This window comes from Gilvimarinus algae (genome assembly GCF_030518215.1).
Lineage (GTDB): Bacteria > Pseudomonadota > Gammaproteobacteria > Pseudomonadales > Cellvibrionaceae > Gilvimarinus > Gilvimarinus algae.
Genome location: NZ_JAULRT010000057.1, coordinates 1 through 11,892, shown reverse-complemented (window position 1 = coordinate 11,892; position 11,892 = coordinate 1). Strand labels below are relative to the sequence as shown.

Below are 11,892 nucleotides of genomic sequence, written 5' to 3'. Positions count from 1 at the left end.
CTCTTCCGGTGCGTTATCAATACCGTCAAACGCGACCGCCGAGCCACCCCATACTTCCGCACATACACGGGTCAGGGCCGCTGTAAGAGTGGTTTTACCGTGGTCAACGTGACCAATGGTGCCCACGTTGACGTGGGGCTTATTACGTTCGAACTTTTCCTTCGCCATTGCGAGCGCCTCCTCAACTAGCCGTCAAAACAAGCCATTTAGTTACACATAAAAAACAGCCGCGAAAGACACTCTTTCGCAGCCGAGAATATGGAGCTCTTGAGCAGATTTGAACTGCCGACCTCACCCTTACCAAGGGTGTGCTCTACCAACTGAGCTACAAGAGCCTTAAATTTTCGGCATCTGGAGCGGGCAGCGGGAATCGAACCCGCATCATCAGCTTGGAAGGCTGAGGTTCTACCATTGAACTATGCCCGCTTACACTAGGTGCCTACGCGAAGCTCAACCTTTGCTGATACTTCCCAGCCGTTGCCGGCCAACGCCGACACCGCTACAAGCGGTAAAAATGGTGCAGGGGGGTGGATTCGAACCACCGAAGCTTTCGCGTCAGATTTACAGTCTGATCCCTTTGGCCACTCGGGAACCCCTGCCAAACGAGCCGTGCATTGTCCGGCTCTGGCCAGCCACTGTCAACCGGTTTTTCCTGTAAATTCACCCGCTTACAGCCGCTTTTTAGAGAGAATGGAGCTGGCGAGAGGAGTCGAACCCCCGACCGGCTGATTACAAGTCAGCTGCTCTACCAACTGAGCTACGCCAGCATTCTCTGACCACGTCTCAACGTGGAGGCGGGATTCTAGTGAAACTTTTATCCGGAAGCAACACCTGAGCAGTATTTTTGTTGTTTCTCCACGCCATTTTCCCGGCCCAGCAACTCAGACCAGAGTTCGGGGCTCAACGACTGGGCCTGACCCGGCTCCAACAACACCCAGACCTCTTCGCGGGTACGCGTAATTTCGCGAATCTCGGCGGGGTAACCCAACTCTTGCATGTCACTCAGACGCGCCTCGGCCAACTCCTGTCGGGTAAACATGCCAAAGGAAATACCGTTGGCCAACTCGCCGCGCGGAATCAAATAGCTGTCGATTTGCTTGGCCTGCACTTCGCGGAGCTTTTTCAGAGCCTCTTTTTTACTCGGCTCGGGCGGTAAGTGCACCCAGTAACCCACCCCCTCAGGCACCGCCACCTGGCGCACACTGGAGACCACCTCCATCGCAGCCAGCGACTCCACCATATACTCGGCATCGAGCAGCCGGCCAAAGGGTCCCAGCATGTCGCACAAGCGCTCACGCTCCCCGTCGCGCCCCTCCATAGTGGCACCGAACGACGCCCTCTGAATCTCGTCGCGTCGGGCAGCCGCCGGCGCCGGCGGAGCGCTTTCGCGCTCAGACAGCAACACCAGAGGCTCACCACCGGTTGCTGTCGCAACCGCCGCGCGACGCTCCGGCGCCGCAGGCTCCGGCTTCCAGACGGTCAACTGCAGCGCCAACGCGGCCGCATTCAGCCCCAGCAATGCGAAGAAAATCAGCTTCATAGACTTCTTTAAGCCCCCGTCTCGTCCTGTGAAAAGCACACTTCCAAACCATCAAACACCAGCTCAGGTGCCATCTGCGCTCCCTCAAAAAGCGCTTCCCATATGGGCGCATCTCCACCACTGAGTAAGAGCTGCGCGCCACTGGGCATCTGCGCCAGAGCCGAGCGAATCAGCCCCGCCCCCATGGCAAGCAGGGCACTGTCTATGGCGCCCGTGCTGTCCAGCCCCGGCCCGGCACAGACAGCCAGGGGTTGCCTGAGCGCCGCCGCCAGCGCTGCAGATTCACCGGCGAGCGAGCGGCGCATTAGCGACAATCCCGGGCCAATATAGCCGCCCAGGTGACAGCCGTCAGCCAGCAAAAGATCAACCGTCAGCGCCGTGCCGCTGTCGACAACAACACAGTCGCCGCGCCCCCGGGCACCGAGCAGAGCCAACCAGCGATCCACACCGAGCGTCCTATAGTCCCGATAGCCACACTCCAAGCCCGCCACCGATGCGCGGGGGGCGGCAAACTGCGGAGCGGGCAAACCAAGCTCGGCGCAGGCGGCAAGCAGACGCTTCTCGCGCTCAACGCCCGCGACACTGGCAACCCATATGACAGCGAGGGGGTGAGCGGCGCTGATTTCCACCAGCCAATCCCAGACAGCCTCCTCGTCGTAAGTGGCGCTGCCGGCCCCCAGCGTAAGCGATTGGTGCCTTAGGCGCCATTTAATACGGCTGTTGCCCATATCAATCAAGAGTTTCATGACACAGGTCTCACCGATACTTCACCACCATACACCGCCTCCTGCCCATGGTCGGTATCAAGCAACAGGGCCCCACTGCCATTGACACCGGCAAACCGGCCCTGACGCACCTGACTCACCGTGTGCAAATTCACCGCCTCCCCCAAAAATGCCGCGCGGGCCAACCACGGCTCACGCCAGCGGCCAAACCCTTCCACCGCGAAGGACGAGAGCATGCGCGCCAGGGCGCCGGCAATCTTACCCGCCAGCTGATTGCGCGAGACAGGGCTCAACCCCTGGCGCTGCGCCAACTGCTGGAGATCCACCCAGGGCTGATCAATCTTGCCTGCGGCATCAGGTGGCATAGACAGGTTCACCCCCACGCCGATGACCACCTGGCACACACCCGCCGGATCACCGGTCATCTCCAGGAGCACTCCGGCCAGCTTCTCGCCTTCCACCAAAATATCGTTTGGCCATTTCAGGCTCACCCCGGAAAACCCCAGTGACTCTAGCGACTCGGCAACACAGACGCCCACCGCCAGGCTCAAGCCTTCGAGCACGCCCGCACCGCCATCGAACTGCCAAAGCATCGACATATAGAGGTTTCTCCCAAAGGGGCTGACCCAGGGTCTGCCGCGGCGGCCACGACCAGCGCTTTGCTGCTCAGCCAAGCAAAGTGCGCCGTTGTCACTCTGCGCCGCCACCGCCATTAGCCGCGCATTGGTGGAGTCCACCACCGGCTCAACCGTTACCGACAAGCCCGGCCATTCGGCCTCGCGCTCAATGCTCTCGGCGTCAAGCAGCTCCAAACCACCGGGCAAACGGTAGCCGCGGCCGCGGTTGGACTCGAGTAGCAGTCCCAGCTCGTCGAGTTTGTGCAGCTGCTTCCAAACCGCCGTGCGACTGACTGCCAGGGACTCGCCGAGCTCGCGGCCGGAGTGATACTGGCCATCACTTAACAGCCTGAGCAACTGTAAAAAAGAAGAGTCAGTCATCGCCAACCTCCAGATAGCGTCGCCGGTAACGACCACTGCCCAGGCTGGTGAGCACCTCGTAGCCCAGCGCGCCATTGCGCTGAGTGATCTCAGACAAGCCGAGCTCGGGACCCAGGACCACAAAAGACAGCGGCACCTCAGACAGGGGTTTGCCCAACCACTGATCGATGCCCGGCACCTCGCTCACATCGAACAAGGTGGTATCCATAGACACCCGCCCCACCACAGGCACCTTAACGCCGCCGCACATGGCGACACCGGCAGGCCCCAAGAGGCGGTGCAAACCGTCAGCGTAGCCACCGGCCACCACGGCGAGAACCCTCCCCTCATCCAGGCTCCTTGTCGCGCCGTAGCCCACATGGGCTCGACGGCTGAGCTTACGCAGCTGCAGTAGAGGCAAGGTCAAGCTGACCACCGCGCGCATGGGATTGGCCTGCTCCGGATCTGGCGCGTAACCATAGAGGGCCGCACCGGGGCGCACACGGTCATAGTGATAGCGCTCACCGAGAAAAATGCCGCTGGAATTGGCGAGACTAAACTGTAACCGGGGATGGGATACACGCAGCCGCTCGCAGACATGCGCAAATCGCTGCTGTTGTTGCTCGTTCATCGGGTGACCGGGCTCGTCGGCGCAGGCGAGGTGACTCATCACACACTCAACGCCCAGCGCCTCAAACCCGCCCGCGGTCTGCGCCAGCTCGTCAAGCTCGGACTCATCCAGCCCCATACGAGTCATTCCCGAATCAAATTTCACGACACACTGAGGTGCTCCCGCCGCCTTCGCCCGCCATACCCGCCACTGGCGCACGTCGGCCATGGAAGACAACACAGGGGTCAGCGCGTGCACTTGCAGCAGAGACTCCTGCCCCGCCGGTACAACGCCCAACACATAGCAGTGAGCATCAGCCGGCAGATACCGGCGGGCATCGACCGCCTCGGGTAAAGTGGCAAAAAAGAAACGTCGGCAACCCGCCCCGTAGAGCGCGCGTCCGACAGGCTCGGCCCCCAAACCATAAGCGTCGGCCTTGATGACAGCACAGACCTCCGCCGTGGCAACGTAGGCGCGCAAGTAACGCCAGTTGGCAACGATAGCGTTCAGGTCGATGGTTAAAAGTCCGGTGCTGGCGGTCATAGGCTCTGGCGGGCGTAAGTGAATGCGGCATAGTTACAAAACTGCGCCGCAAAATCCAGCCTCTCCAGAGAGACAACCATGCCAGCCCAAACAAAAAGCGCCAGGCAGATGCCTGGCGCTTGTCGAGAGGGATGCTTGGGGTTTAGCCCGGATAGGGATCGAGCGTGTTGATGCGCCCCTGCTCATCGTAGGTCAGCTCGGCCATTTTGACGCAGCGCAAGTGCGTCACCCCTTTGGACAGACTTGAATCGTGGTAAAAGAGGTACCAAGCACCTTCGTATTCACAGATGGAGTGATGGGTTGTCCAGCCCACAACCGGCGTCAAGATGCGCCCTTGATAGGTGAATGGGCCATAGGGGCTGTCGCCGGTGGCATAGCACAAGTAGTGCGTATCCCCGGTGGAGTAGGAGAAATAATACTTGCCACGGTACTTGTGCATCCAGGGGCCTTCAAAATAGCGGCGCTCGTGATCGCCAGCCAGTAAAGGCTCGCCCTTCTCATCGAGAATCTGAATTTCCCGGGGCTCAGCGGCAAAGCCTTTCATGTCGCCAGACAGTGGCGCGACAATTGGCCCCAGTGCCGGCTCATCATCAGCGGGCTCTTCGTGGCTCTGGCCGTACTCGTTGTTGCGATACTTCTGCAACTGGCCGCCCCAGAGCCCACCAAAATAAATGTAGTGACTGCCGTCTTCATCCTCAAAGACCGCAGGGTCAATCGAGTAACTCCCCGCGATAGGCTCGGGCTCGGCCTTGAACGGCCCCACCGGCGAGTCGCCGATGGCGACGCCTATCTGGAAAATGCCATCGGCGCGCTTGGCCGGAAAATACAAATAGTATTGACCATCCTTTCGCGCGGCATCGGGTGCCCACATCTGCCGCGCCGCCCAGGGCACGTCATCCACATGCAGCGCAACACCGTGGTCCATCGCCTCAGCGTCCGGAGACGCCATAGAGAAGACATGGTAGTCCTCCATACAGAAGTGGTCACCATTGTCGTTGAAGGGCACACCGCCCTCAATATCGTGTGACGGGTAAACGTAAATCTTGCCATCAAACACATGCGCGGAGGGGTCAGCCGTATAAATGTGCTTCACCAGCGGCGCCGACAGCGCCTTTGCGTTCAACTCGTCATAATCGAGGCTTGTGTACTCTTCATCAGCCATGGGGTTCTCTCAATCAAATAGTGGCACTTTCAGTGGTTTCGTTGCGGCGAGCATCAAGCTCGCGCTCAATTTGCTGCTCCAAGTTCTTATCGATTTTGTAGAAGAACAACAAGGCGGCGGCAACAAAGGCGGGCAGAGAAGAAAACAAACTCACCGCCAGCTTGATGCCGTTAATGGTTTCCGGCGTCTGCACAGCAACAGCGGCTTCGTAGCCGTAAACTGCGAGAATCGCGGAGACCAGTGAGCCCCCCAGTGTGAGACCCAGTTTGAGGCCAAGAATCATGGCCGAGAAAATAATACCCGTCGCGCGGCGGTGATTTTTCCACTCAGAATAATCCGCCACATCGGCGATCATTGCCCACAGCAGCGGAATGGTGATGCCATAGGTAAAACCGTGCAAAATCTGAGCAGTAAACACGCTGCCAATAGAGGTAGGCGCGATAAAGTACAGGACGATCACAAACAGCATGGAAGCTGCCAGCGCCCAACCGAACACATCGCGCTTGCCAAAGCGATTGGTAAGCGGCTTGGAGAAGCCGATACCCACGATCATGAAAATAATGCCAAGCGCATTAAACAGGCTGAAAGCCGATGTCGCAGCATCTTCCGGCCAGCGGAATTTGGTCAAGCCGGCGCCCTGCAGCACACTGTTGAGGCTGGCAATGAAATTATTGAAGCCGGTCTCTTCCAAAAAGCGGGCAAGGTGCGGCTCGCTCAGGTAATTCTCGAAGTAGTAGATCAATGAGCCGCTTTTCAGCGAAAGCATCATGAAAACCAGAATGGTTGCTACCAGCATGATGACCCAGGGGATATTTTTAAACAGATCGCCAAGGTCCTCTTTGACGCTGGATTTTTGCTCAGGGCGAGGCACGACCCGCTCTTTGGTGGTGAGAAAGGTAATAACGAAAAACACCACGCCGACCACGGCAAACACCGTCATGACCTGCTTGAAGCCCTCCGCCTTGTCGCCATCACCCAGGATCAACACCAGCGGCAGCAACAGCACCTGAATAATGAACTGAGCCACCATCACCGACACAAAACGGTAGGAGGACAAGCTAACCCGCTCCCCCATATTGCCGGTAATAACGCCACTCAGAGCGGAATAAGGCAGATTATTGGCCGAGTACAGCATGACCAGCGCCAGGTAAGTCACAAAGGCGTAGACCAGCTTACCCGAGGGGTCCAGATCGGGCGTGGTAAAGGCCAGAAGCACGCCCACACCAAACGGTATCGAGGTAAACAACACCCAGGGACGGAACTTACCCCAGCGGGTATTGGTTCGGTCTGCCAGCATGCCCACCACTGGGGTAAAGATCACCCCACCGAGAATACCGCAGATCCCGGTCACCATGGACGCCTGAGCCGGCGGCAAGCCGTAGACATCGGTATAGAAAAACGCCAGGAAGGTCACCAGTGTTTGAAAGATCAAGTTGGCCGCCAAATCACCCAGGCTGTAGCCGACCTTTTCCATTACGGAAATTTTCTCTACGCGTGCAGTCATGTTGTTATCTTCTTTGGTTTATCGTTATGGGGCTTATGAGTGCCCCTTCTGCGGGTGGGCAGGACAAATAACCTGCAAGCCCTAGAAGGGGCCTTACGCATTGTGCCCTATCCCTGGCAAACCGCGCCAGCTCTATTTAGTCATAATGACTATATGATATATGTTTTCGCTTTCATAATGCAAAGCTCCGATTCATTTAGCCAAAAAAAAGCCGGGCAGAAGCCCGGCTTTTCCACAATACCCGTCGATCCATGTCTCAGTCGGCAAACCGATACAGGGTATAGAAGGCATTAAGAGCGGGTGAGCATGGGCCAAGCAGATCCTCCGCCAGGGTGATCTGGTAGACGCGAGCCGTCTGCTGCGGGTCCAACTGTCCCTGCTCGGTAGAGGCCAGATCGATGATCAGGGACATGCCGTCATCGGCCAGGCGGACCTTAGCGGCCTCCTCCCGTTCACCCATTTCGGGGGAGCCGTAATCCGGCGCATCCCGATAGACCCAAGAGCGGACGCTGACTTTCTGGTTCAATGATTCGGCGCTGACAGGCATGGTCAATTGGACGCTGAAGCCGCGAGCGGTCACTTTAACGGTTTTTATTGCCGGCGCCAGAGTTTTGCCGTCCCAGTAAATGCGTTGCAAGCTTGCCACATGACCGCCTTTTGCCTGCCAGCCGCGGCCGGTCTGTCCCACCAGCAGACTGTTATCCGGTAAGAAAACCCCACGCATCACCCCTGAGGCCAGGCCCGACATAAAGGGAATCACCACGCCCTGGCGCCGACCGCCCACTGTCTCTGTGACTACGCGCAGCAGGTTGGACTGCGTTTGATCACCCACCAACATCTGCCCGGCAAAGGGACCGAATTTTCCACCGGTGGTATCCCAGATCGGATTGCCCGGGGCGTTGGCGACAATATTGTGAGGGAAGAGCACGGCGGCTCGCTCACGGGTGTCGGCCACCCGCTCCCACTGAATCTGAGGGGACTCGGGTGTCATGCCGGGCAAATCCACCAGCCCACTGGGGTGGCCGTAAAACTTGCCCTGCTCAATCACAAACAGCTTGGAGGTGCCGACAAACTCACCCTGATTTTCGGTATACCAGAGCTCACCGTCTGGACCCTGTGCAAGGCCGGCCGGACTGCGCAACCCACTGGCATAAAGGCTGTACTCGCCATCCGGCGTCACGCGTAGGTTCCAGCCGCTGTAGCCGCCCTGCGTGCCCATGTACAGCCCTTCGGCCTTGTACACCGCCTCGTCTGCGTGTGCCAAATTCAAGCTGACGTGGTAGGCGCCATCGGCCGCGCGCGCCGGGCCGTGCATATAAGTATGATAGTTACCGTGGTAACTGTGAGCGTCAAACAGGGTGTCGAAGCGGTCGCCCATACCGTCGCCATCGGTGTCGGTAATACGGGTCAACTCCGCCTTCTGTCCCACCACCAACTGCAGACCGTGATCGTCCTCAATTTGCACGCCCAAGCTGTCGAACAGGCCTTCGGCGAACAACTGCCACTGACCATCCTTGAGGCGCCAGATACCAGCAGTACGCGTGGCAACCACCACGGTGCCATCTTTTGCCAAGGCCAGGCCCAGAGCTTCAAACAATTGGTCTCGCCCGTAGTTGTCCTGAGGCGGCAGATAGTTTTCTATGCGATAGCCGGCCGGCAAATCCGCCACGGCATCCACGCGTTTCAGGCTTTGACGCTCGTGGGCAAAGTCACTGGACGCCGGCTTCCAGGCGTTGGCCGCCAGAGCAACACGCGCTTGCAAGCGGGCCTCTTGCTTCCCCGGCGGCAGACTCCAAACGCCCTCGTCGAGCGACCCCACGGAAACCTTTGCCTCGCCAAATACCTCGGTATTGACCTTAAACGACTGCGGCTCTGTGCGCTCACCGCTAATGGTCACGCTGCTAGCGCCGGAGCTTTCAATCGCCATAGCGATGGACAAGCGGTTTTTGCCAACACGAAAACGAAATGCCGGTGCGGCCGTCTTGCTTTTGGACGGTCGCTGATAACCGAGAAACTGAGCATCCTGGGCGTCAATCAGCGCCTGCTGATCTTCAGCCGCATTCAGTGAGGCGGCAATGGTAGCGGTATCCTTAAACACCGCTTCCTTGAACGAAAAGTCGACTAACTCTCCGGCGCTGTTGAGTGGTGCAATCAGAACGCCCTGCTCACCGAGGTCAATCTCGCGAGTCTCAAACCCGGTTTTCAGGCCGCTGCCACCGCGGTTGGTCAACTCTCCGGTCATATCCAAAAAGCCGCCCTGCCAGAGCTTGGCAATACCGAGTATGCGCGGATCAAAGCTGTAGTTAACCGCATTCGGTTGGCCCACGTGAATACTCCGGGCAGACAGTCCTTCCATGGGACCACGCTGCAGTCTTACCCGGTCATCCACCAGAAACTGCAGATCGTCTTCCAACGGGTCGTATTTCTCCGGCCCCGAAGACTCAACCAGCTTAACAACCGGCCCCTGGTCCCAGGGCGTGTTCAATGTTTGCAGGTAGTAGCCGATGGCATCGAGCTGCTTGTCCGTCAGGGTCTGCTGCATGTAGGGCGGCATAATTGGCAGATAGGCATCACCGGCCTTTTCGCCTGATTCATGAATGGCCAGCTCTGCCGCCGGGCTTCTGACGCTGCGCTCAAGATAGCTGAAATCAGCCTTGACCGTGAAATGGTGGTTTTCCGCGCTCTCGATGATGTCGCGATCTCGGGGCACGTTCTTGAAAAGACCAAACAGGTTGGGGCCGGTTTTCATACTGGGATCATCGGCCGCGACCGCGTGACACTCTTTGCAGCCAAGCGCCATAAAGGCCTCCTGGCCGACAGAGACAAAGTCTACCAGTGCCGCTTCGTTGCTTTCGCCACCGGAAGACTCCGGCACCAATACCTTAGAGAAATCGGCCGGATGGCTGGAGAAGCGCCGCACCGCCAGCTGCCCTTGCCTGATGCGCAGCATGGCCGGCCCCGAGGTGGTCTCCCACTGCTGCAAAGGCTCCTGAGTAAAGCCCTCCAGTAAAGCATTCTTCTGCACCACCTGGCCATTAATGGACGCCTCAAGAATCATGGCGTTATCCACTTTATTGGAGGCCTCATCGTAGCGCGGTGCACGGAATTTCACCGTCAGGGTATGCCATTGTCCCGGCGCCAGCTCGAGATCTTGCTTGGGCGCCACTCCGCCGATGGCTTTGCCCTGCTCATTGTCCCAGCGCTGCTGGACACCACCGGCATCGGCAAAAGTCAGCGCTTTGTCGTCATCGACATCCATAAGGGCCAGCTCATAGCGCCCCTGCAAATACAAGCCGGCGCGAGTAGCATCACTGGCGAGGTATTCCAGCGTGACAACAGCGTCTGACAGGTGCACATTAGAGGTCACCGCCTGGCCGGCGGTGCCGAGCAAGACCGTATCCCCTTTCTCGGGCGCAAGCGCACCCGCCTCGTAACGGACATCTCCCACACGCTCCAGCGTGTCGACTTTATCAAGGTAGGAAAATAAATCGGCAGCGGCTTGAGTCGCGGCCCAGCCACTGACGGGCCAGTAAAGCGCCGCCAGGAGGCTTAGTTTGGTCATTTGTGCGTTCATGATCTTGGCTCTCACATCGCCGCCCTTCTGCTTGGGGCTTGTCTTTAGAGTTCGCGAATCCAGATATTGCGGAATTTGGTAGGGTTGCCGTGATCCTGCAACCTAAGCGGGGCACAGCCATGCGCCTCATAAGGAGGATGACCAATCCAGGCGGTAGGACCCTGAACTTCGGCGTGGTTTTGCACCAACACACCGTTGTGCAACACCGTGATATAGGCGGGCTTTTCCAGCTCCCCTGAATCGGAAAATCTGGGAGCTGTGTAGATAATGTCGTAGACGTTCCACTCGCTGAGTGGCTTGGTCGCATTCACCAGGGGAATATGCTGCTTGTAAATCGAGCCTGCCTGACCATTGGGGTAGGTCTCGCCACCAAATGAATCCAGCACCTGAACTTCATAACGCTCTTGAAAGAAAACGCCACTGTTACCACGCCCCTGACCTTCTGGTCCTTCCATTTCCGCCTCGGCGGGTGCCTGCCATTCAATATGCAATTGCAGGTCACAGAAGTCCTGCCTTGTGCGGATATCGCCTGTTTTTGGGTTGGTTACCAGCTCATCGCCCAGAATTTTCCAAGGTGCCTTGCTGCCATCATTCACCGACTCCCAGGCATCCAACCCTGAGCCGTCAAACAGCACTACCGCGTCAGAGGGTACACCTCGATGGTTAACGGAGACTTTTTCGGGTACCGGCTCCCAGACCTCGGTCTCCTGGGCGAGTTGCCAGGGTTCTTTTTCCGCAGCCAGTGGGCTTACCGCCACCAGGGCCGCGCTCATACCGATCAGTTGGGTTAAAACGCTAGACAGTTTCATGGGCTCTCACTTATTAGAATAGACAGAACAAAATCTGGCAGAAGTCACCTTCCAATTTTCACATATGGAATGGAAAGGCACAAATAAAAATAGCAGCCTCACTATAGCAGGTTAAAGTCAAATTGACCCCCGGCATTTGTTAAAGAAGCTTAAAGAGAGATTGGCATTGGTTAACCGAGAGGAATAGAGAAAAGGCATGGGGACGAGTGACTTCACAAAGTGTTTTTTACTTGCCCAAAGTTGACCCTGTGAATGAAGATAACGCGAGCGGTTATCTGTCATCGGCAAGCCCCCCTAGCGTGGACAGTAACCCACAAGAAAAACGCCCTGCAGGACTAATCGGCCGGGAGCCGATTAGCGCAGCGGTAGCTGACCGAAGGCCGAGCTCAGGGATGAGCGAGTAATTACCTACAGGGCGTTTCAATTAGAAGCTTGACCAATGTGCTGG

At 57.9% G+C, this 11,892-nt stretch carries 9 protein-coding genes and 4 tRNA genes; all 13 read right to left on the bottom strand.

The features are described from left to right. Window positions 1–168 (bottom strand): GTP-binding protein (locus tag QWI16_RS11315; RefSeq protein WP_302713218.1); only part of this gene is annotated, 168 nt, incomplete at its 3' end. Window positions 169–259: 91 nt separating this feature from the next. Further along, a tRNA-Thr gene (locus QWI16_RS11310) sits at window positions 260–335 on the bottom strand. A gap of 17 nt (window positions 336–352) precedes the next feature. After that, window positions 353–426 (bottom strand) — tRNA-Gly (locus QWI16_RS11305). Window positions 427–515: 89 nt separating this feature from the next. Next, window positions 516–599, bottom strand: a tRNA-Tyr gene (locus QWI16_RS11300). A 92-nt stretch (window positions 600–691) separates the two neighbouring features. Continuing rightward, window positions 692–767, bottom strand: a tRNA-Thr gene (locus QWI16_RS11295). A gap of 47 nt (window positions 768–814) precedes the next feature. Continuing rightward, window positions 815–1,540, bottom strand: a complete 726-nt coding sequence (locus tag QWI16_RS11290) for an SPOR domain-containing protein (protein ID WP_302713231.1) — start codon at window positions 1,538–1,540, stop codon at window positions 815–817. A gap of 8 nt (window positions 1,541–1,548) precedes the next feature. Beyond that, window positions 1,549–2,286, bottom strand: coding sequence for a type III pantothenate kinase (locus QWI16_RS11285; RefSeq protein WP_302713230.1), 738 nt, complete (start codon window positions 2,284–2,286; stop codon window positions 1,549–1,551). After that, complete coding sequence (gene birA / locus QWI16_RS11280) at window positions 2,283–3,263, bottom strand: bifunctional biotin--[acetyl-CoA-carboxylase] ligase/biotin operon repressor BirA (RefSeq protein ID WP_302713228.1); 981 nt, start codon at window positions 3,261–3,263, stop codon at window positions 2,283–2,285. Before birA ends, QWI16_RS11285 begins: the two co-directional genes overlap by 4 nt. Continuing rightward, window positions 3,256–4,395: an alanine racemase gene (gene alr / locus QWI16_RS11275; RefSeq protein ID WP_302713226.1), complete on the bottom strand. Its 1,140-nt coding sequence runs from the start codon at window positions 4,393–4,395 to the stop codon at window positions 3,256–3,258. The genes birA and alr overlap by 8 nt, the downstream gene beginning before the upstream one ends. 142 nt (window positions 4,396–4,537) lie before the next feature. Continuing rightward, window positions 4,538–5,557 (bottom strand): glycoside hydrolase family 43 protein, encoded by a 1,020-nt coding sequence (locus tag QWI16_RS11270; protein ID WP_302713224.1) that lies wholly within the window; start codon window positions 5,555–5,557, stop codon window positions 4,538–4,540. A gap of 13 nt (window positions 5,558–5,570) precedes the next feature. After that, on the bottom strand, window positions 5,571–7,061 hold the full coding sequence (locus QWI16_RS11265; RefSeq protein ID WP_302713222.1) for an MFS transporter: 1,491 nt from the start codon (window positions 7,059–7,061) through the stop codon (window positions 5,571–5,573). Window positions 7,062–7,317: 256 nt separating this feature from the next. After that, window positions 7,318–10,623, bottom strand: coding sequence for a 3-keto-alpha-glucoside-1,2-lyase-like domain-containing protein (locus QWI16_RS11260; RefSeq protein WP_302713220.1), 3,306 nt, complete (start codon window positions 10,621–10,623; stop codon window positions 7,318–7,320). A gap of 56 nt (window positions 10,624–10,679) precedes the next feature. Further along, window positions 10,680–11,444 (bottom strand): 3-keto-disaccharide hydrolase, encoded by a 765-nt coding sequence (locus QWI16_RS11255; RefSeq protein WP_302713219.1) that lies wholly within the window; start codon window positions 11,442–11,444, stop codon window positions 10,680–10,682. Window positions 11,445–11,892: the final 448 nt, after the last annotated feature.

Excerpts from the sequence above, each read along its gene's own strand:
- QWI16_RS11255 (WP_302713219.1), bottom strand. The coding sequence starts at position 11,444 with ATGAAACTGTCTAGCGTTTTAACCCAACTGATCGGTATGAGCGCGGCC.
- QWI16_RS11265 (WP_302713222.1), bottom strand. The coding sequence starts at position 7,061 with ATGACTGCACGCGTAGAGAAAATTTCCGTAATGGAAAAGGTCGGCTAC.
- QWI16_RS11260 (WP_302713220.1), bottom strand. The coding sequence starts at position 10,623 with ATGACCAAACTAAGCCTCCTGGCGGCGCTTTACTGGCCCGTCAGTGGC.
- QWI16_RS11285 (WP_302713230.1), bottom strand. The coding sequence starts at position 2,286 with ATGAAACTCTTGATTGATATGGGCAACAGCCGTATTAAATGGCGCCTA.
- QWI16_RS11270 (WP_302713224.1), bottom strand. The coding sequence starts at position 5,557 with ATGGCTGATGAAGAGTACACAAGCCTCGATTATGACGAGTTGAACGCA.
- QWI16_RS11290 (WP_302713231.1), bottom strand. The coding sequence starts at position 1,540 with ATGAAGCTGATTTTCTTCGCATTGCTGGGGCTGAATGCGGCCGCGTTG.
- birA (WP_302713228.1), bottom strand. The coding sequence starts at position 3,263 with ATGACTGACTCTTCTTTTTTACAGTTGCTCAGGCTGTTAAGTGATGGC.
- alr (WP_302713226.1), bottom strand. The coding sequence starts at position 4,395 with ATGACCGCCAGCACCGGACTTTTAACCATCGACCTGAACGCTATCGTT.